At 70.4% G+C, this 19,993-nt stretch carries 18 protein-coding genes; 12 read left to right on the forward strand and 6 right to left on the reverse strand.

Annotated features, from left to right (window positions below; all coding sequences use genetic code 11):
- Positions 1–5 precede the first annotated feature (5 nt).
- Together ACIBBF_RS08920 and erpA are read left to right on the forward strand one after the other, a co-directional pair.
- Positions 6–578, forward strand: a complete 573-nt coding sequence (locus ACIBBF_RS08920; RefSeq protein ID WP_397412600.1) for a hypothetical protein — start codon at positions 6–8, stop codon at positions 576–578.
- Positions 579–749: 171 nt separating this feature from the next.
- Positions 750–1,103: an iron-sulfur cluster insertion protein ErpA gene (gene erpA / locus ACIBBF_RS08925; protein ID WP_119143950.1), complete on the forward strand. Its 354-nt coding sequence runs from the start codon at positions 750–752 to the stop codon at positions 1,101–1,103.
- Between the two features lie 322 nt (positions 1,104–1,425).
- On the opposite strand, the gene ACIBBF_RS08930 is transcribed toward erpA, so the two are convergent.
- Both ACIBBF_RS08930 and ACIBBF_RS08935 read right to left on the reverse strand, forming a co-directional pair.
- Positions 1,426–1,728: a sulfurtransferase TusA family protein gene (locus tag ACIBBF_RS08930; protein WP_397412602.1), complete on the reverse strand. Its 303-nt coding sequence runs from the start codon at positions 1,726–1,728 to the stop codon at positions 1,426–1,428.
- A gap of 38 nt (positions 1,729–1,766) precedes the next feature.
- Positions 1,767–2,957, reverse strand: a complete 1,191-nt coding sequence (locus tag ACIBBF_RS08935) for a cysteine desulfurase family protein (RefSeq protein WP_397412604.1) — start codon at positions 2,955–2,957, stop codon at positions 1,767–1,769.
- Positions 2,958–3,320: 363 nt separating this feature from the next.
- Between ACIBBF_RS08935 and coxB the strand changes: the two genes are divergently transcribed.
- From coxB to ACIBBF_RS08950, 3 genes are read left to right on the forward strand one after another with little or no spacing between them, the layout of a single operon-like run.
- Positions 3,321–4,244: a cytochrome c oxidase subunit II gene (gene coxB, locus ACIBBF_RS08940; protein WP_397412606.1), complete on the forward strand. Its 924-nt coding sequence runs from the start codon at positions 3,321–3,323 to the stop codon at positions 4,242–4,244.
- A complete protein-coding gene (gene ctaD / locus ACIBBF_RS08945; protein WP_397412608.1) occupies positions 4,244–6,058 on the forward strand; it encodes a cytochrome c oxidase subunit I in 1,815 nt (604 codons plus the stop codon). The genes coxB and ctaD overlap by 1 nt, the downstream gene beginning before the upstream one ends.
- The gene (locus ACIBBF_RS08950) at positions 6,055–6,456 is read left to right on the forward strand and encodes a cytochrome c oxidase subunit 4 (protein WP_397412610.1); all 402 of its coding nucleotides are present in this window, start codon (positions 6,055–6,057) and stop codon (positions 6,454–6,456) included. Before ctaD ends, ACIBBF_RS08950 begins: the two co-directional genes overlap by 4 nt.
- 94 nt (positions 6,457–6,550) lie before the next feature.
- On the opposite strand, the gene trpD is transcribed toward ACIBBF_RS08950, so the two are convergent.
- A complete protein-coding gene (trpD, locus tag ACIBBF_RS08955; RefSeq protein ID WP_397412612.1) occupies positions 6,551–7,600 on the reverse strand; it encodes an anthranilate phosphoribosyltransferase in 1,050 nt (349 codons plus the stop codon).
- Entirely contained in the window at positions 7,597–8,040 is a 444-nt protein-coding gene (locus tag ACIBBF_RS08960) for a hypothetical protein (RefSeq protein ID WP_397412614.1), read from the reverse strand. Before ACIBBF_RS08960 ends, trpD begins: the two co-directional genes overlap by 4 nt.
- 178 nt (positions 8,041–8,218) lie before the next feature.
- On the opposite strand from ACIBBF_RS08960, the gene ACIBBF_RS08965 reads away from it, so the two are divergent.
- From ACIBBF_RS08965 to ACIBBF_RS08990, 6 genes are all read left to right on the forward strand, one after another.
- Positions 8,219–8,872, forward strand: a complete 654-nt coding sequence (locus ACIBBF_RS08965; RefSeq protein ID WP_397412616.1) for a heme-copper oxidase subunit III — start codon at positions 8,219–8,221, stop codon at positions 8,870–8,872.
- Positions 8,873–8,978: 106 nt separating this feature from the next.
- Positions 8,979–9,758, forward strand: a complete 780-nt coding sequence (locus ACIBBF_RS08970) for a c-type cytochrome (protein ID WP_397412618.1) — start codon at positions 8,979–8,981, stop codon at positions 9,756–9,758.
- Complete coding sequence (locus ACIBBF_RS08975; protein ID WP_397412620.1) at positions 9,755–10,825, forward strand: Rieske 2Fe-2S domain-containing protein; 1,071 nt, start codon at positions 9,755–9,757, stop codon at positions 10,823–10,825. The genes ACIBBF_RS08970 and ACIBBF_RS08975 overlap by 4 nt, the downstream gene beginning before the upstream one ends.
- Entirely contained in the window at positions 10,822–12,534 is a 1,713-nt protein-coding gene (locus tag ACIBBF_RS08980) for a cytochrome bc complex cytochrome b subunit (RefSeq protein WP_397412622.1), read from the forward strand. Before ACIBBF_RS08975 ends, ACIBBF_RS08980 begins: the two co-directional genes overlap by 4 nt.
- A gap of 165 nt (positions 12,535–12,699) precedes the next feature.
- On the forward strand, positions 12,700–13,329 hold the full coding sequence (locus ACIBBF_RS08985; protein WP_397412624.1) for a superoxide dismutase: 630 nt from the start codon (positions 12,700–12,702) through the stop codon (positions 13,327–13,329).
- Positions 13,330–13,504: 175 nt separating this feature from the next.
- A complete protein-coding gene (locus ACIBBF_RS08990; protein WP_397412625.1) occupies positions 13,505–15,187 on the forward strand; it encodes a cytochrome bc complex cytochrome b subunit in 1,683 nt (560 codons plus the stop codon).
- A gap of 33 nt (positions 15,188–15,220) precedes the next feature.
- Here the strand turns inward: ACIBBF_RS08990 and ACIBBF_RS08995 are convergent, their stop codons facing one another.
- Positions 15,221–15,502 (reverse strand): Lrp/AsnC family transcriptional regulator, encoded by a 282-nt coding sequence (locus ACIBBF_RS08995; RefSeq protein ID WP_397412627.1) that lies wholly within the window; start codon positions 15,500–15,502, stop codon positions 15,221–15,223.
- On the reverse strand, positions 15,496–17,346 hold the full coding sequence (locus tag ACIBBF_RS09000) for a DEDD exonuclease domain-containing protein (RefSeq protein ID WP_397412698.1): 1,851 nt from the start codon (positions 17,344–17,346) through the stop codon (positions 15,496–15,498). Before ACIBBF_RS09000 ends, ACIBBF_RS08995 begins: the two co-directional genes overlap by 7 nt.
- A gap of 119 nt (positions 17,347–17,465) precedes the next feature.
- Here ACIBBF_RS09000 and ACIBBF_RS09005 point away from each other — a divergent pair, with 119 nt between their 5' ends.
- Positions 17,466–19,979: a hypothetical protein gene (locus ACIBBF_RS09005; RefSeq protein WP_397412628.1), complete on the forward strand. Its 2,514-nt coding sequence runs from the start codon at positions 17,466–17,468 to the stop codon at positions 19,977–19,979.
- Positions 19,980–19,993: the final 14 nt, after the last annotated feature.

The raw sequence follows: 19,993 nt of genomic DNA on the forward strand, positions 1-19,993 counted from the left end.
CCACGATGCCTGACGTGCACGTGCTGCTGCTTGCCGAGACCCTGCCCGACGCCGAGCGACTCGCCTCCGGCTGGCGCGCCGCCGCGCCGCACGCCGGCACCGAGACGCGGGCGGTCCGGGTACCGGGGGCGGACGCCGTCCCGTCGCCCGCCGCCGCACCGGGGCACGGCCCGGCGGGCGGGAGCGTGCTGCTCGCCGGGTCGGCGATCCCCGTGGGCCGGCCGGCCGCCGTCGGGCCGCAGGACGCCGGACCCGCGCACCCCGGCCCCAGCGCGCCCGGCCCGGCGCCGTCCGTGCTGGCTCCTGCCGAGGGAGCGGCGCTCGCCCGTGCGGCCGGGGACGCCGACGTGGTCGTGGCGTACGTCACGCGGCTGGACGGCGAGGCGCTCCGGCGCGGGGTGGTCGTGGAGGCGGCGGCAGCGGCCGCGCCGCACGCCGTGCCCGTCGTGGTCCTCACGGAGCGCAGCGAGGTGACCAGGCGGGAGTGGTCCACCGCGGGCCTGAGCGGCGTGCACGAGCTCGCCGGCGGCGACGTGGGCCGCGTCGCCCGGACCTGGACGCCCGCCTGGACCCGGTGAGCCCACGACACACCGTGCGGACACGCGCGACCACGGACGCATGGTGGCCCGGGCGGCCCGGAGGCGTACGATCCAAGGGAACAACCGGTAGCGGGAACAGACGGACGATCCGATGGGTTGGCACCGCTGAAAGATCGACTACGGGTATGTCGAACACGATCGGGAGATGACATGACCGACACCACCACGGACATCGCAACCCACGGCGTCAACGTCACCGACGTCGCCGCGGGCAAGGTCCGTAGCCTGCTCGAGCAGGAGGGCCGCGACGACCTGCGCCTTCGCGTCGCGGTGCAGCCGGGTGGCTGCTCCGGGCTGATCTACCAGCTCTACTTCGACGAGCGCCTGCTCGACGGGGACGCGCTGCGGGACTACGACGGCGTCGAGGTCGTCGTGGACAAGATGAGCGTGCCGTACCTCGAGGGCGCCACGATCGACTTCAAGGACACGATCGAGCAGCAGGGCTTCACGATCGACAACCCGAACGCGGGCAGCGCATGCGCCTGCGGCGGGTCGTTCTCCTGATCGAGGCTCCCTGCATCGCAGTTCTTCGTACGGCATCGGGCCGGTCACCGTCGCGGTGACCGGCCCGACGTCGTCAGGGGGTGCTGGCCGGGTGTCGGGTCGTCTGCCGGACTGAGGTCGGTCGCTTGACGGGGCCCGGACCGGGTCTTCGGTCGGTCGCCTCCGGATCGGTCCATCGACGGACCGATCCGGAGGCAACCGACCGAAGACGAGGCGTCAGCGCGTGCAGCTGACCGAACTCGGGATGGGCTCGGGATGGGTGGACCGGCAGGATGTTCCGGCGGGTCGGCGCACCGGGCCTGCGACAGGAGCGCCGGCCGGCTCAGCCGAGGCGGACCGTGACGGCCCAGCCCGTCCACGCCTCGTCGCCGGAGGCCGAGCCGTCACCCGCAACATCCCCGGAGCCGGGGATGTCGCGGTCGGTACCCTCGGCCCGGTGCTCCACCGTGGCGACGTGCTCGTGACCGCGCATGCGGCACCAGGCAGGGACGTCGAGCCTCGCGGCAGGATCGGTCGACAGCACCGTGAGCTCGGTGCCCGCGGGCAGCCCCCGCGCGGCCGCGGCGAGCCGGATCACGGGCAGCGGGCAGCGCAGCCCGCGAGCGTCCACCAGCGTGTCAGACACACCGGCCACTCTAATGACCCCCGGGTCCGGCACGGGTCTCACAGGCCGCCGACGCCGAGCATCTCCCGCACCCGCGCCACCGCACCCGGCAGCACGGCGCAGAACCGGTCCACGTCGTCCTCGGTCGTGGACCGGTCCAGGGCGATCCGGACGTTGCCGTGGGTGAGCACCCCCATGGCCGCCAGCACGTGCGACGGCTCCAGGGTGCTCGCGGTGCACGCCGAGCCCGAACCCACCGCGAAACCCTGCCGGTCCAGCTCCGTGACGAGCGCCTCGCCGTCCACGTAGAGGAACGAGAACGTGGCGACGTGGGGGAGCCGGTCCGCCGGGTCGCCCACCACCTCGACGTCGGGGATGCGGGCCACCTGCGCCCGCACGCGCTCCACCAGCGCCCGGCGGCGGGCCTCCTGCGCCACGCGGTCGGACTCGACCGCCTGGAGCGCCACGGCCGCGGCGAACGCGAGCGGGACGCTCACGCCACCGGGCGCCCACGGGTCCTCGTCCTCCGGGCCCACCGCCGCCGTCCGGACCCGCTGCCGCACCGCGAGCACGCCCACGCCGGCCGGACCACCCCAGTCGGCGGGGTCCGCGGCGAGCAGGTCCCAGGTGCCGGGCACCGCCACGTGGCCGACGCTCGCGCCGGCGTCGACCAGGAGGGGGACGCCGGCCGCGCGCGCGGCCTCGTGCACCGCCTCGACGGGCTGGAGCGTGCCCACCTCGCCGTTCGCGTGCTGCAGGGCGGCCAGTGCGACGCCGGGTCCGTGGACGGCCTCGGCCATCGCACCGGCGTCGACCCGCCCGAGCCGGTCGACCGGTACGACGAGGGGCCCGCCCGCGGGAGCCGAGGTCCGCGCGCCGCCCCCGGCGGTACCGCCGGCGTGCTCCGCCGCGTGCAGCACCGCGGCCCGCTCGACGGCGCTCGCGACGACCGTGCTCCCCACGCGGTGCCGTGCGGCGGCGGCCGCGGCGACGGCCGCGTGGAGCGAGGCCGTGTGGCTCGGGGTGAGGTGGACCTCCTGCGTGCGCGCGCCGAGCACCGCGGCGATCGCCTCGCGGGCGCCGTCCAGCAGCCGTGCGGCGCGCCGGCCCTCGGCGTGCAGACGGCGCGGGTCGGCCCACCCGTCGCCCAGGGCCTGCTCGAACGCCTGCCGCGCGAGCGGGTGCCACGGGGCGCGCCCGCCGTTGTCGAGGTGCACCCGGCCGGGGGTGCCCGGGGTGGCGTGGCTCACATGTCCTCCTGCTCCTGGTCCCGGGCCGCGCAGTGCCTGGCCCGCGGCCCGGTGACGCGTTCCGGCGCCCGGATGTCGTTGGGACGACGGCGGGACGTGGTCCGTCACCGCCACCGACACCTGATCCTCGCACCCGGCCCCGTCCGCCCGCCGCCGCCATCGTTCTGACACGACCTGGGTGCGTGTCCTGAACAGCGCCGATGGGCGCCCCGGGTGCGGAGTGCGTCACGTCCGGGAGGGGGCCTTCCGGGCATCATCAGGCCCCGGAGCGCGCTAGGCTGCATCTCATCGAGGACGAAGGTTCTGCGTGGAGCTCGGGAGGATACCGGTGCGACGCGCCGGACGAGACGTGAAAGGCCTCCCTTGCACTCGAAGCCACCTACCCGCACCCGGCGGGCCATCCTGCGCGCGTCGGCACTCGCCGTCGCCGTCGCAGTGCTGGCCACGGGCTGCGCCAGTGAATCCGTCCAGCGCGGATACCTGCCCGGCTACAGCGACGGGGAGGTGACTAACCAGACCGGACGCATCACCGACCTGTGGGTGGGCTCGTGGATCGCCGCCCTCGCGGTGGGCATCGTGACGTGGGGCCTGATGCTGTGGTGCATCGCGGCCTACCGCAAGCGCAAGGACGACCACCAGCTCCCGGTGCAGACGCGCTACCACCTGCCGCTCGAGCTCATGTACACGGCCGTGCCGCTGATCATGGTGCTGGTGCTGTTCTGGTACACCGACCGGGACATGACGGAGATCCAGACCGTCGACGGCACCGCGACCGAGCACATCCAGGTGGTCGGCAAGCAGTGGAGCTGGGACTTCAACTACCTCGACGCCGACGTCTACGACTACGGCGAGCACGAGGCGGATCCCGGCAGCCTCACCGCCGAGGACCAGGTCGACGGCGCGGTCGGGACCTCGACGTCCTTCCCGACGCTGTACCTGCCGGTGAACGAGACCGTGGAGTTCACGCTGGAGTCGCGTGACGTCATCCACTCGTTCTGGATCCCTGCCTTCCTGTACAAGCAGGACATGATCCCGAACCGGACCAACACCTTCCAGGTGACGCCGACCCGCGAGGGCACCTACGCCGGCAAGTGCGCCGAGCTCTGCGGTGAGTTCCACTCGGGCATGCTGTTCAACGTGAAGGTCGTGTCGGCCGAGGAGTACGACGCCCACATGGCCGAGCTCGCCGCCAAGGGACAGACCGGCTCGCTGGGCATAGACCTCGCCCGCACCGCCGGCCCGGTGGACACCCCGGCGGCAACCGAAGAAGAGGAGGCTGGGCACTGATGGCCGCAGCGACCACGACCGAGCTGGTCCCGGGCCTGGCGCCCGGGCGACAGTCGCTCGGCCGGACCATCGTCAAGTGGATCACCTCCACTGACCACAAGACGATCGGGTACCTCTACCTGATCACGTCGTTCATCTTCTTCTGCATCGGCGGCCTGATGGCGCTGCTGATCCGCGCCGAGCTCTTCGAGCCGGGCATCCAGCTCGTGCAGAGCAAGGAGCAGTACAACCAGCTCTTCACGATGCACGGCACCGTGATGCTGCTGCTGTTCGCCACCCCGCTGTTCGCGGGCTTCGCGAACGTGATCATGCCGCTCCAGATCGGCGCGCCCGACGTCGCCTTCCCGCGACTGAACATGTTCGCCTACTGGCTGTTCCTGTTCGGCGGCCTCATCACGACGGCCGGCTTCCTCACCCCGCAGGGTGCCGCCTCGTTCGGGTGGTTCGCCTACGCGCCGTTGTCGACCACCACCTACAGTCCAGGGTTGGGTGGAGACCTCTGGGTGTTCGGCCTGGCGCTGGCCGGTTTCGGCACGATCCTCGGTGGCGTCAACTTCATCACCACGATCATCACGATGCGCGCGCCGGGCATGACCATGTTCCGGATGCCGATCTTCACGTGGAACACGCTGATCACCAGCCTGCTGATCCTGATGGCGTTCCCGCCGCTGGCCGCGGCCCTGTTCGCACTCGGTGCGGACCGGCGCCTGGACGCGCAGATCTTCAACCCGGAGAACGGCGGCGCCATCCTCTGGCAGCACCTGTTCTGGTTCTTCGGGCACCCTGAGGTGTACATCATCGCGCTGCCGTTCTTCGGCATCGTCTCGGAGATCCTGCCGGTGTTCAGCCGCAAGCCGATCTTCGGCTACACGGGCCTCGTGTACGCGACCATCGCCATCGCCGCCCTGTCGGTGACGGTGTGGGCGCACCACATGTACGTGACCGGCGCCGTCATGCTGCCGTTCTTCGCGTTCATGACGATGCTCATCGCCGTGCCGACCGGCGTGAAGTTCTTCAACTGGATCGGCACGATGTGGCGAGGGAAGCTCACCTTCGAGACGCCGATGCTCTGGTCCATCGGCTTCCTGGTGACGTTCCTCTTCGGTGGCCTGACGGGCATCATCCTGTCGAGCCCGGCCCTGGACTTCCAGCTCTCCGACTCGTACTTCGTGGTGGCGCACTTCCACTACGTGGTCTTCGGCACCGTGGTGTTCGCGATGTTCGCCGGCTTCTACTTCTGGTGGCCCAAGTTCACCGGCAAGATGCTGAGCGAGCGGCTGGGCAAGCTGCACTTCTGGCTGCTCTTCGTGGGCTTCCACACGACCTTCCTGATCCAGCACTGGCTGGGTGTCGAGGGCATGCCGCGCCGTTACGCCGACTACATGCCCGAGGAGGGCTTCACCTGGGAGAACCAGGTGTCGACGATCGGTGCGTTCATCCTCGCCGCCTCGACGCTGCCGTTCCTCTGGAACGTCTACGTCACCGCGCGCAAGGCGCCGAAGGTCACCGTGGACGACCCGTGGGGCTACGGCCGCTCCCTGGAGTGGGCCACGTCCTGCCCGCCGCCGCGGCACAACTTCGCCTCGCTGCCCCGCATCCGCTCGGAGTCGCCGGCGTTCGACCTGCACCACCCCGAGGTGGTCGCCATGGAGCGCCCCGAGTACGACCGCGGTGTGCTCGACAACATCTACGGCGAGGCCGACCGGCGGGGCCAGGACACCCAGGCCCAGCAGCGCACCGCGGACGGCGGCGGCGAGTCGGGTCAGAGCAGCACGACGATCGTTGACACGCCGGACGAGGGGACCAGCAAGTGAAGATCGAGACCCGGCTGTTCCTCTGGGGGACACCCATCTTCGTCGGGGCCGGCATCGTCTACGGCTTCATGACGGACTGGACCGAGCCGGTCGGCTTCCTCGGCATGCCGCTCGTGGGCGGCCTGGTGGCGATGATCGGTGCGTACCTGGCCCTCACGGCCCGCCGTATCGACGCCCGCCCGGAGGACGACCCGAACGGCAACATCGAGGACGCCGCGGGCGACCAGGGCGTGTACGCGCCGTGGAGCTGGTGGCCGCTGGCCATCGCGGGATCGGCCGCGATCTGCTTTCTCGGCCTGGCCGTGGGCTGGTGGGTGCTCTACATCGGCTTCTGCGTGGCCGTGATCGCGCTGGTGGGCTGGGTGTTCGAGTTCTCGCGAGGCATCCACTCGCACTGATCGCACTCCCGCCGAGACGGAACGGGGGCCCGAGCGCTGGTCAGCGCTCGGGCCCCCGTTCCGTCTCGGCGCCGTTCTCCGTCGGCGGTCTCGGCTAGCGGCTCGCCGCCACCCACCGGTCCAGCGTGGCCTGTGCTGCACCCGAGTCCACGGCCTGCGCCGCGAGGTTGATGCCGGCCCGCAGACGCTCCACGAGCGACCCGGTGCCCGTGCCGGGCAGGGAGCCGTCGGCCACGAGGCCGGCGGCCGCGTTGAGCAGCACGGTCTCGCGGACCGGACCCGCCTCGCCGGCGAGGAGGGCACGGGCGACGCCCGCGTTGTAGGCCGCGTCCTGCCCGCGCAGGTCCTCGACCTTGATGCGCGTGAGACCGAGGTCGGACGCGGGGTCGATCCGGTGGGAGGTGACCGCGCCGTCCGACACCTCCCACACCGTGGCGCCTGCCGTGGCCGCGAGCTCGTCCAGGCCCTCGTCGCCGCGGAACACGAGCGCCGACTTGCCGCGCTCGGCGAACACGCCCGCCATCAGCGGCGCCATCCGCGCGTCGGCGCACCCCACGGCGGCCGCGCGCGGCTGGGCGGGGTTGGTCAGCGGGCCGAGGAAGTTGAAGGCCGTCGGCACACCCAGCTCCTTGCGGGCCACGCCCGCGTGCCGCATGGACGGGTGGAACACCATGGCGAAGCAGAAGGTGATGCCCGCCTCGCGCGCGATCTGCGCGACGCGCTCCGGCGTGTGGTCCAGCCGGATCCCGAGCTCTTCCAGCACGTCCGCGCTGCCCGACGACGACGACGCCGCGCGGTTGCCGTGCTTCACCACGCGCAGCCCGGCGCCCGCGATGACGATGGAGGCCATCGTGGAGATGTTCACGGTGTGGGCGCGGTCGCCGCCGGTGCCGACGATGTCCACGGACGGGCCGGGCACCTCGATGTGGGTGGCGTGCCGCACCATCGAGTCGGTCAGGCCCGCGAGCTCGTCGACGGTCTCGCCCTTGGCCCGCAGCGCCACGAGGAAGCCCGCGAGCTGGACGGGGGAGACCTCACCGGTCATCACCCGGTCCATCGCCCAGGTGGCCTCCGCCTGGCTCAGGTCGGTGCCGGTCATCAGCCCGGCGAGGAGACCGGACCAGGTGGGTGCCTCGAGATTCACGCGCCGGTCCCCGGGGCGAGCAGCTTCGCGACGGCCGCCTGGACCGTGATGGCGTCCAGCGGACGGGACACGACGCCGTCGGCCAGGGACCACGTGGCGAGCCACGCGTCCTGGGGGCGCCCGGTGAGGACGAGCACCGGCGGGCACTCGTAGATCTCGTTCTTGAGCTGGCGGCACAGGCCCATGCCGCCGGCCTGGTCGGCCTCGCCGTCGAGGACGAGCAGGTCCCACGTCTCGTGGTCGGCGCGGTCCACCACGGCGGCGGGGGTCGCGGCCTCGCTCCACTCGATGTCGGGCGCGCCTGCGCGCAGGCGCGGGCCGACGGCGAGGCGCACCTGCTCGCGCACCGTGCGGTCGTCGCTGTACAGGAGGATGCGCGGGCTCGACGCCGTCACGCCGTTCGCCGCTGCGCTGGTCACATCCGTCGTCATGCCGGTCATGCGTCGATCGTGGCACAGTCGCCGCCTCGGCGGCAGTTCTGTCCGAGGCCTTTTCATGGCACTCTGCTGGATCGCGTCAGCAAGAGACGCCGCAGGTAGGGCGTTGGAAGGACTTTGTGAGATTCGACGCGAGCGTCTGTGACGGTTCGGCGTTCGGGACACCCGAACGTCGGCCATAATGGCTGTCGTGTCGACCGCAACGGCTGCAGCCACCCCCACGCACCAGCACGTGACAGTCAATCGTCCGAACCCGGTCTCGGTCGGGACGATCGTCTGGCTCGCGAGTGAGCTCATGTTCTTCGCAGCGCTCTTCGCGATGTACTTCACCGTCCGGCAGACCATGCCGGCCGAGGAGTGGGCGGCGCAGGCGGACAAGCTGAACATCACCTTCTCGACGATCAACACGATCGTGCTGGTGCTGTCCTCGTTCACCTGCCAGTGGGCGGTCTTCAAGGCGGAGGAGTTCAAGCCGTCGCGCTCCGGCAACATCTTCCAGTTCTGGAAGTGGGGCATGCACGAGTGGCTGACGATGACCTACCTGATGGGCGCGTTCTTCATCGGGGGCCAGATCTTCGAGTACACGGAGCTGGTCCACGAGGGGCTGACCATCTCCTCCAGCGCGTACGGCTCGGTCTTCTACATGACCACCGGCTTCCACGGCCTGCACGTGACCGGCGGCCTGATCGCGTTCCTCTTCGTGCTCGGCCGCTCGTTCGCCGCCAAGCGCTTCGGTCACCACGAGGCCACCACCACGATCGTCACGTCCTACTACTGGCACTTCGTCGACGTGGTGTGGATCGCGCTGTTCGCGGTGATCTACCTGCTGCAGTGACCCGCGCTGCGGACGCCCTGCGGGGTGCCGCGTGCGCCAGGGCCCGTGCGGTGGCATAGGTTCAAGACAGAGAAGCTCAATCACTCAGCGAGACGAGGACATTTTCGTGAAGGCACTCGCCGCCCGCAGGCACCACCGGCTGGCGCCGGTCGTGCTCCTGCTGCTGGCGCTGCTGACCACGGGTGGCATCTACGCCGCCCTGGCTCCGAGCACGGCCAAGGCCGAGACCGTCAGCACCGCGGACATCGAGACCGGTAAGAAGCTGTTCCAGGCCAACTGCGCGACCTGCCACGGCGCGAACGCGGAGGGTACCGACGGCGTGCCCTCCCTGGTGGGCGTCGGCGCCGCCGCCGTCGACTTCCAGGTGTCGACCGGCCGCATGCCGATGCAGATGAACGGTCCCCAGGCGCGCGCCAAGCCGGCGCAGTTCGACGAGGAGCAGACCGCGGCCCTGGCGGCGTACGTCGCCTCGCTGGGCGCCGGGCCGGCGATCCCCACGGACGACCAGGTCGACGCCGCGCAGGGTGACCCCTCCAACGGCATGGCCCTGTTCCGCACGAACTGCGCCATGTGCCACAACGCGGTGGGCGCGGGTGGCGCGCTCTCGGAGGGCAAGTTCGCCCCCGCGCTGTGGGAGACCTCGGAGCGGAACATCTACCAGGCCATGCAGACCGGCCCGCAGTCGATGCCGGTGTTCAACGACGCGAACATCACGCCGGACGAGAAGCGCGACATCGTCGCCTTCCTCGTCGAGCAGCGCGAGGGTTCGGCGGGCGGTAACGCGCTCGGCGCCCTCGGCCCGGTGTCCGAGGGCCTCTGGGCCTTCGCGATCGGCCTCGGCCTGCTCATCGGCGCCGCAGTGTGGATCGGAGCGAAGTCCTCGTGAGCGAGAACCAGAACCCCCCGGCCGACGCCTCGCACGAGGTGACGGCCACCCCGCAGGCCGGCAACGCCGTGGTGCCCGCCGACCGGTTCGCCGACCCGGGCGTGCCGGAGCACAAGCACCGCCTCACCGACACCGACCCGCGGGCCGCCAAGCGTGCCGAGCGGACGGTCACCCTCCTGTTCACCCTCTCGGTGCTCGGCACGATCGGCTCGATCGTCGCCTACGTGATGGTGCCGCCGGACGGCACGACGGCGGGCGTCCGCCTGTCGACGCTGCTGATCGGCCTCGGCCTGGCGGTGTCCCTGCTCGGCATCGGCATCGCCGGCATCCACTGGGCCAAGACCCTCATGGGCGACCGTGAGCTGGTCCAGGAGCGCCACACGCTCGCCACGCAGGGCGAGGCCCGCGAGGCGGCCATCCGGGACATGAACGAGGGCCTCGAGGACTCGGGCGTCATCGGCCGCCGTGGTGTGCTCAAGGGTGCGTTCTTCGGTGCCCTGGCCCTGTTCCCGCTGGCGATCGCGGTGCCGCTGATCGGCTCCGTGGGTGGCGACTGGAACATCTCGAAGTTCAAGCACACGATGTGGACGCGCGGCACCCGCCTCGCGATCGACCCCTCGGGTCGGCCCATCAAGGCCGCCGACGTCACGGTCGGTTCCGTGTTCCACGTGATCCCGGAGACCACCGAGGAGTTCCGCGCGACGCACGAGTGGATCACCGAGAAGTCCAAGGCCGTCGTGCTGATGGTGCGCCTCAACCCGGAGGACCTCCGGACCGACCAGTCGCCCGAGGGCGAGACCTGGTCGCACGAGGGCATCGTCGCCTACTCGAAGATCTGCACGCACGTGGGCTGCCCGGTGGCGCTCTACGAGCAGCAGACCCACCACCTCCTGTGCCCGTGCCACCAGTCGACGTTCGACATCGCCGACAGCGCGAAGGTGGTCTTCGGCCCGGCCAACCGCCGGCTGCCGCAGCTGCCGATCACGGTCGACGACGAGGGCTACCTCGTGGCGCAGGACGACTTCGCCGAGCCCATCGGCCCGAGCTTCTGGGAGCGCCTGAAGTGAGCACCGCGACCCACGACACCCAGCGCGAGGCACCGGCCAAGCCGACGACGACCGTCGGCAAGGCGGCCGACTACCTGGACCAGCGCACCTCCATCGGCGTGGCCGTCAAGGAGTTCGCGCGGAAGGTCTTCCCGGACCACTGGTCCTTCATGCTGGGCGAGATCGCCCTGTTCTCGTTCGTCGTCCTGATCGCCTCCGGGTTCTTCCTGACGATGTTCTTCGAGCCGTCGATGGCGCTGACCACCTACGAGGGTGAGCACCCGGCGAACATGCACGGGCAGCTCATGTCCGTCGCGTTCGCGTCGACCCTCGACATGTCGTTCGAGGTGCGCGGCGGCCTGCTGATGCGGCAGATCCACCACTGGTCGGCCCTGATCTTCATGGCCTCGATCGTGGTGCACATGATGCGCGTGTTCTTCACGGGCGCGTTCCGCAAGCCGCGCGAGATCAACTGGATCGTCGGCCTGCTGCTGATGATCCTGGGCCTGGCCGCCGGATTCTCCGGCTACTCGCTGCCCGACGACGTGCTGTCCGGCAACGGCCTGCGCATCACCGACGGCGTGGTCAAGTCGATCCCGCTCATCGGCTCGTTCCTGTCGTACCTGATCTTCGGCGGCGAGTTCCCGGGCCACCACATCGTGCCGCGCCTGTTCACGCTGCACATCTTCGTGATCCCGGGCATCCTCCTGGCGCTGATCGCGCTGCACCTGTTCCTGATGGTGCTGCAGAAGCACACCCAGTTCCCGGGTGGCGGCCGCACGGACAAGAACGTCGTGGGCTACCCGGCGCTGCCGGTGTACGTCGGCAAGATGACCGGCAACTTCTTCATCGTGGCGGGCGTGCTCACCCTCATGGGCGCCACCATGGCGATCAACAACGTCTGGAACTACGGCCCGTACGACCCGTCACCGGTGTCCGCGGGTGCCCAGCCGGACTGGTACATGCTGTTCCTGGAGGGCTCGCTGCGCCTGATGCCGGGACAAGGCACGGAGTGGGTCATCGGCGGGTTCACGCTGCCGTTGAACGTCCTGGTCCCCGCAGTGGTCGTCCCGGGCATCCTGTTCACGTTCCTGTTCGTCTACCCGTTCGTCGAGGCGAAGGTGACGGGCGACGACCGTGAGCACCACGTGCTCGACCGCCCCCGCAACCGTCCGGCCCGCACCGGCCTGGGCGTCGCGTTCCTGACGGCGTTCATCATCCTGGCCCTGGCCGGGTCGAACGACCTCATCGCGACGCACTTCGGGATGTCGATCAACGCGATCACCTGGGCGTTCCGGATCCTGTTCTTCGTGGGGCCGGTGTTCGCGTACTACGTCACCCGGCGCATCTGCCTCGGCCTGCAGCGCAAGGACCGCGAGCTGGTGCTGCACGGCCACGAGTCGGGCCGCATCGTGCGGTTCGCCAACGGCGAGTACATCGAGGTGCACACCCCGCTCGACGAGCAGGAGCGCTGGCTGCGCGTCAACTACGACGCACCCGCGCCGCTGACCATCGAGCCGAAGACCGATGCCCGTGGCGTCAAGCGCAAGGGGTACGCGTCCGACAAGCGGTGGCAGGGTCTGTCCCGGTTCTTCTACGAGGACCGCGTCGAGCCCGTCACGCCCGCCGAGCTGGAGGCCGCGCACTCGCACGGTAAGCACGACGAGCTGGGCGAGTCCGAGCGCCCGTCCGTCGAGGCTGGCGCCGGCAGCTCCTCGCGGGAGCACTGAGCGACCTGCGACACCAAGCGATGGCCTGTGTCTCCCGGTCCGCGTCTGCGGCCGGGGACACGGGCCATTGCCGTCCCGCCGGGCACCACTGCGGCGCACGGCCAGGACGGCGGCATGACCCGCGCTCCGTCCGGTGCGCGGACCGATCCTGGAGGTACCTCAGCAATGGCTGTCTACACGCTCCCTGACCTGACCTACGACTACGCCGCGCTCGAGCCGCACATCTCGGGCAAGATCATGGAGCTGCACCACTCCAAGCACCACGCGACGTACGTCAAGGGCGCGAACACTGCCCTGGAGCAGCTCGAGGAGGCCCGCGAGTCGGGCAACCTGGCAAACGTCAACAAGATCGAGAAGGACCTCGCGTTCAACCTCGGTGGTCACATCAACCACTCGATCTTCTGGACGAACATGGCGCCCGAGGCCGGCGGCGAGCCGACCGGTGACATCGCCGCGGCGATCGACGAGCACTTCGGCTCGTTCGAGAAGTTCAAGGCGCACTTCACCGCCGTCGCCGCGGGTGTGCAGGGTTCCGGCTGGGCCGTCCTGGCCTGGGACTCGGTGGGTCAGAAGCTGGTCGTGGTGCAGCTCTTCGACCAGCAGGGGAACATCCCCTTCGCGCTCACCCCGGTGCTCATGCTGGACTGCTGGGAGCACGCGTACTACATCGACTACCTGAACGTGCGCCCGGACTACATCAAGGCCTGGTGGAACCTGGTGTCGTGGAGCAACGTCTCCGAGCGCCTGGCGCGGGCCAAGACGCAGACGGCGGGCCTGGTCGTCCCGTCCGCCTGACCTCCTGACCAGATCCGGCGCACCCGCGGGGACTCCCGACCGGGCGCGCCGGATCTGTCATGTCACGGACCGGCGGGTGGAATCGTCGTCCTGGGTGGAAAGCAGTGCCTGACGAGGTGTCTACTGGAGAGGCATGTACGGGCAGGCACGTGTCTCCTACCTCAGGGGTGATGACGTGGCACAGCAGCAGCGTCCGACGACGGGCGTCGGCAAGGCGGCCGACTACCTGGACCAGCGCACGAGCATCGGTGCACTGGTCAACCAGCTCGCGCGGAAGGTCTTCCCGGACCACTGGTCCTTCATGCTGGGCGAGATCGCCCTGTTCTCGTTCGTCGTCCTGATCGCCTCCGGGTTCTTCCTGACGATGTTCTTCGAGCCGTCCATGGCGCTGGTGCGCTACGAGGGCGAGCACCCGGCCACCCTGCACGGACAGCTCATGTCGGCGGCGTTCCGCTCCACGGTCGAGATGTCGTTCGAGGTGCGCGGCGGACTGCTGATGCGGCAGATCCACCACTGGGCCGCCCTGATCTTCGTGGGCTCGATCGTGCTGCACATGTTCCGGATCTTCTTCACCGGCGCGTTCCGCAAGCCGCGCGAGATCAACTGGATCATCGGCGCCACCATGCTGGTCCTCGCGCTGGCCGCCGGCTTCTCGGGTTACTCGCTCCCGGACGACGTGCTGTCCGGCAACGGCCTGCGCATCATCGACGGCGTGGTGAAGTCGATCCCGCTGATCGGCTCGTTCGTCTCGTTCCTGGTCTTCGGCGGCGAGTTCCCGGGGCAGCACATCATCCCGCGGCTGTTCACGCTGCACATCTTCGTGATCCCGGGACTGCTGATCGCGCTCATCGCGCTGCACCTGTTCATCATGGTGCTGCAGAAGCACACCCAGTACCCGGGTGGCGGGCGCACCGACCGGAACGTCGTGGGCTATCCCGCACTGCCGGTCTACGTGGCCAAGATGACCGGCAACTTCTTCATCATCGCCGGTGTGCTCACCCTCATGGGCGCCACCATGGCGATCAACAACGTCTGGAACTACGGCCCCTACGACCCGTCCCCGGTCTCGGCGGGCACGCAGCCGGACTGGTACATCCTGTTCGTCGACGGCGCGCTACGGCTGATGCCCGGTCCGGGCTGGGAGTGGGTCATCGGCGGGTACACGCTCAGCATGAACCTGCTGATCCCCGCCATCGTGGTGCCGGGCATCCTGTTCACGCTGCTGTTCGGGTGGCCGTTCCTCGAGGCCCGGGTCACGGGCGACCGGGGCGAGCACCACGTGCTGGACCGGCCGCGCAACCGGCCGGTGCGGACGGCCACGGGCGTGGCCCTGTTCGTCGCGTTCATGGTCTGTGCGCTGGCCGCGACGAACGACCTGATCGCGACCCACTTCTCGCTGTCCATCTTCGCGATCACCTGGGTGCTGCGCGTGCTGCTCTTCGTCGGGCCGGTGCTCGCGTTCTGGGTGACCAAACGGGTGTGCCTGGGCCTGCAGCGCAAGGACCGCGAGCTGGTGCTGCACGGCCACGAGTCGGGCCGCATCGTGCGGTTCGCGAACGGTGAGTACGTCGAGGTGCACGCCCCGCTCGACGAGCAGGAGCGGTGGCTGCGGGTCAACTACGACTCGCCCGCCCCGCTGGAGATCGCGCCCCTCACCGACTCGCGGGGCGTGCGGCGCAAGGGCTACCGGTCGGACCGGCGGTGGCAGCGGGTGTCCCGGTTCTTCTACGAGGACCGGGTGGAGCCCGTCACCCCGGCGGAAGTGGCCGCAGTGCACGGGCACGGGCACGGCAGGCACGCCGCGATCGAGCCCGCGGCACCGGCGGGGAGCGGGGCGCCTGCCGGCAAGGGGGAGTGAGGGGCGGCCGGGGTTCGCCGGTTCAGTCGTGGTTCAGTCGTCGAGGCCCAGGGCGAAGGCCTGCTCCAGGTCCGCCTTCGAGTACGCCCGGAACGCGATGAGCGTCTCGGTGTTCTGCACGCCGGGCACCTTGTTCACGCTGTCGGACACCACGCCGGCGAGCTGCTCGTGCTCGGGCACGCGCACGATCGCGACGAGGTCGGTCTTGCCGGTCACGGAGAAGACCTCGCTCACTCCGTCGATGTTCGCGACCTCCTGCGCGATCTCGGGGATGCGGGACGTCTCGGCGTCGATGAGGACGATCGCGGTCAGCATGCCGTCATCGTATCCACCTGGCGTCCGTTCCCGGGCGCCGGGCGCGCGCCGTCGTCGTCATGCTCGGTGGCCGGGTGCGTGGCGTCGATCTCCGTGCGGACCCGGTCGGACGCCCACGTCAGGTCGGCGTGCGCGCCCGCGGCGCGCACGGGGCAGGCCCAGGCGTCGCTGACGTGCACCAGGCGCACGCCGGGGGAGTCGAGCCACGCGAGCAGCAGGTCGGTCTCCTCGGGATGCGCGGCCGGTGCCGGTGCGACGGGCGGTTCCACGTGCTCGGCGGTCGTACGCAGCGCCGTCACCAGGGGCAACGGGTCGGCGCCCGGTGCGGAGACGTCGGTCGCCGCCAGCCGCCCGTGCTTGATCACGACGATCTCCCAGCCGCCCGGGCGCCCGGGGGCGTCGCCGATCCCCGACGGGCGGGCCGCCACGAGCTCGGCGCACCGGGCCAGCGGGTCCAGCCGCTGCGCGCGGTGCGCGCCCGACACGAAGGCGCGCAGCCGCCGCGTGACCTCACCGGCCTCCTCGTACCGTTCCTGGTGCGCGAGCGCGGCGATCCGGTCCGACAGCGCCCGCACCACGGGAGCCGGGTCGCCGGTGAGGGCCGCGCGTGCGGCGTCGGCGACGTCGGCGTAGGAGGCATCGGGCGCCTCGGTGGCGACGCACGGTGCGGAGCAGCGGCCCATGCCGGCCAGGGCGCACGGGCTGCCGGGCGTGCGGGAGACCAGCGGGATGCGGGCCGTGCACTGGCGCAGGTTCAGGGCGTCGTGCAGGGCGTGCACCGCCTCCTGGGCGGTGCGCCGGGACGCGAACGGGCCGATGTGCGCCGCCCCGGCCACCACACCGCCCACGACCGACAGGCGCGGGTAGGCCTCGTCGGTCAGCCGCACCCACGAGTGCCGTTCCGGGAACTTGGAGCGCCGGTTGTAGCGAGGGGCGTGCTCGGTGATCAGCCGCAGCTCGCGCACCTGGGCCTCCAGCGGGGTGGCGCACGCGACCGGCGTGACCCGCTCGGCGATGCGGACCATCTCGGTGATCCGCCGCCGCTTCTCGGCCGCGGTGAAGTACGAGCGCACCCGCTTGCGGATGTTCACCGACGTGCCCACGTACAGCACCTCGTCGCCCGGCCCGCGGAACAGGTAGACACCCGGCGCCTCGGGCAGGTCGTCGGCGAGGTGGCGCTTGCGGCGCACCTCCGGCGGCACCGGGTCCGCGGCGGTGGCGAGGTCCTCCAGGTGCGTGACGCCCATCGGCGCCAGCCGTTCGAAGAGGGCGTGCAGCACGTCGACGGTCGCGCGCGCGTCCGCCAGTGCGCGGTGGTCGGGCGAGACGGTGGCGTGGAAGAGGTTCGCCAGGGTGGAGAGCTTGTGGTTGGGCGCCTCGTCGCGCGTGACCAGGCGCCGGGCCAGGGGCACGGTGTCGACCACCGTGAACCCCGGCCACGGGTAGTCCAGCCGCGAGCACATCGCCTTGAGGAAGCCGATGTCGAACGGGGCGTTGTGGGCCACCAGCACGGTGTTGCGCGCGAACTCCAGGAAGCTCGGGAGCACCAGCGCGATGTCGGGTGCCGTGGCGACCATGGCGTTGGTGATGCCGGTCAGCCGCGCCACGAACGCCGGGACCGGCTGGCCCGGGTTCACCAGCGACTGGAACTCGCCCAGCACCTCGCCGCCGCGCACCTTGACCGCGCCGATCTCGGTGATGCCGCCTTCCTTGGCGTTGGTGCCGGTGGTCTCGAGGTCCACCACGACGAAGGTCACGTCCCGTAGCGGCGTGCCGAGATCCTCGAAGGATGCCTGGTACGGCGCCCGGGCACCGACGGACGCGGAGCTGTTCACGGCCTGCACGCTATCCGGAGTCACTGACACGCCTGCCCGGCCCGGCTCCCGGCTGGGCCCGAGGACCCATCGGTGGCTGGGACCTGAGCCTCTGGCCTCGGCACACACCGCTTCCTAGAGTCTTCGGGATGACGTGCCGGCCCAGGAGACCTGACCCCCGCACGACACGTGGCGCCCCGGGCCGCCGGTGGCCTCCTGCCTCCGACGAGCGTGGCCAGGCGCTCCTGGAGTACGTCGCCGTCGTCGGCTTGCTGCTCCTGGTGGTGGCCGTGGTCGTCGCAGCGGCGACGCCGGTGGGACGGAACCTGAGCGACCAGCTCCTGTGCGCGGTCCAGTCGATCGGGCAGCCCGGGCAGACCGAGGACTGCGTCCCGGGACCGGAGGACGGGCCGGGCGACGGCGAGCACCGGGAGGGCGAGCACCGGGAGGGCGAGCACCGGGACAGCGGGGACGGCGAGGACGACGACCGGCCGGGCGACGCCTCGTGCGAGGACGAGCTCACGCTGTCCCGGGTCGCCCAGGAGGATCACGACACCGCCATGGTCGTGATCCAGGTCGACTGCGTCTGGTACCCGATCCCGGCGACCTGCCTGTTCACCGTCTCGGAGACCGAGCTCGACGACGTCTGGAAGACGGTGGTCTCGGGCGGGCGGGACGAGAGCCTGGAGCGCGAGGGCAACGACAAGATCGTCGACTGCGTGACCGCCGGCTGGGGCGACGAGAGCGACGACCCGGACGACGAGGAGTGCAACCGCACGATGCCCACCAGCGAGGACGTCGGCCTCGACCCGCCGAAGGTCCGCATCGGCTGCAAGTGGCTCCCCGTTCCCGAGGACGTGTGCGACGCGGAGTGGGCGGCGTACAAGGACTCCAGGCCCGGCCGGGAGCGCGCCGCGACGTCAGGGTGGCTCTACGAGTGCGTCACGACGGCGTACTACAACATGGAGCCCGACTGCTACGTCCAGGTCAACACCCACATCGAGGACCACACGACGTCGTTCCTGTTCTTCCGGTTCAGCACGACGGAGGCCGTGATGATCGAGCGGCTCGGCGACGGCCGCGTCCGGGTGCACATGCTCACGGGCAGCGGGTTCGGCGGCGGGGTGTCCGGTGACGACATCTTCGGCTCGCCCATCTCCTTCGGCGTGTCCGCGATCGACGGGGTCACGAGCGACACGGCGTACGAGTTCACGAGCGTCGAGGACGCGCAGGAGTGGATCTCGTGGCAGTCGGCCACGGACCGGCTGAGGTCCGGCATGGAGAGCGCCTGCGGGGCCTTCGGCGGTCAGTTCCAGGCCGGCTGCGAGCCCGCGAAGACGCGCTACGACGAGCATCTCGAGGACGAGCCGGACCACCACGTCGTCAACGACGCGGACACCGAGACCAAGAAGGTCACGGTCAACGTCGGGATCGACGGGCAGAAGGGCGGCAAGAGCAAGGACAAGAAGGGCGTGGGTGCCGGTGGCAGTGCCGAGGGCAGCTACGAGGGCGAGGTCATGGTCGAGGACCGGCTCTGGGACAACGGCCTCTACGAGGTGAGCTACACGTCCACGGACATCGGCGGCTTCCTGGTCTCCGGCGCGCTCGGGCCGGGCGGGCCGTGGGGCAAGAGCGACAAGCTCGGCAAGCTGATGGGCAAGGGCGGGGTCGGCGCCACGTGGAAGGGCTCGACGAAGACCACCGTGTACTTCGACGAGAACGGCGACCTGGTGCAGATGTACCTCACCATCGACGACCAGGCGCTCGCGACGCTCTACGAGGCCGGGTTCGAGGTGGAGACGGACCTGCCGTACGGCTTCGAGGCGGGCGGCAGCTACAGCAGGAACGAGCAGGAGGGCACCTCGTCCGTCCAGGAGTTCATCCTCGACTTCAACCAGTACCCGGACCTGCGGGAGAAGTTCACCCCGATGGTCGACGAGCTGTTCCCGCGCGACGCCGAGGGCATGCTGATGAAGGGCGACATCGAGATCGACCGGGACGACCAGGAGGACGGCGGTGAGCTGCGTGCGGAGCTGGAGGAGCACGGCAACGTGCGCGAGCTGACGTACGACGACACCAAGACCGAGGAGAAGGTCGAGACCAGCGTGCGCTGGCAGGGGATCGACCTGCTCAAGGGCGAGTGGATCACCACGGACGAGGAACGGGTGCTCAAGGAGTCGTCGTTCGAGATCACCGACGTCGACGGCAACAAGGTCACGGTCGAGCCCGCCCCCCGGTGCAAGCACGAGAGGTTCGAGCCGGACGACGACTACTACACCAACGGCAAGGAGAAGCAGGGGCTGGGCGGCGACTGGCGCAACCCCCTGTACGACAAGGACGAGGGCACGTACCCGGGCACCGGCTTCGACGGCGAGGTGCCGGGCGGTCGGGGTGAGAAGAGCAGGTCGCTGGCCGACGAGTACGCGAAGGCGTTCCCGGACAAGAACATCATCGTCCGGCACCGGGACATCGACCTCGAGTTCGGGCCCGACGTCTCGGGGAAGGTGCATCTCGCCACGGTGGGGGAGTTCTACGTGGTCGGTCTCGACTCGGGGACGGTCACGCGCAAGGGCGACGGCGGGTACATCAACTGGGCCTTCACGGGCAGCTTCAACCGCCCCGGCGACAACAAGGTCGTCAAGTTCAAGCCTCGCGGGGAATGACGAGGGTGGGTGAG

Origin of the sequence: Promicromonospora sp. NPDC050880 (assembly GCF_044456525.1) — a bacterium.
GTDB lineage: Bacteria > Actinomycetota > Actinomycetes > Actinomycetales > Cellulomonadaceae > Promicromonospora.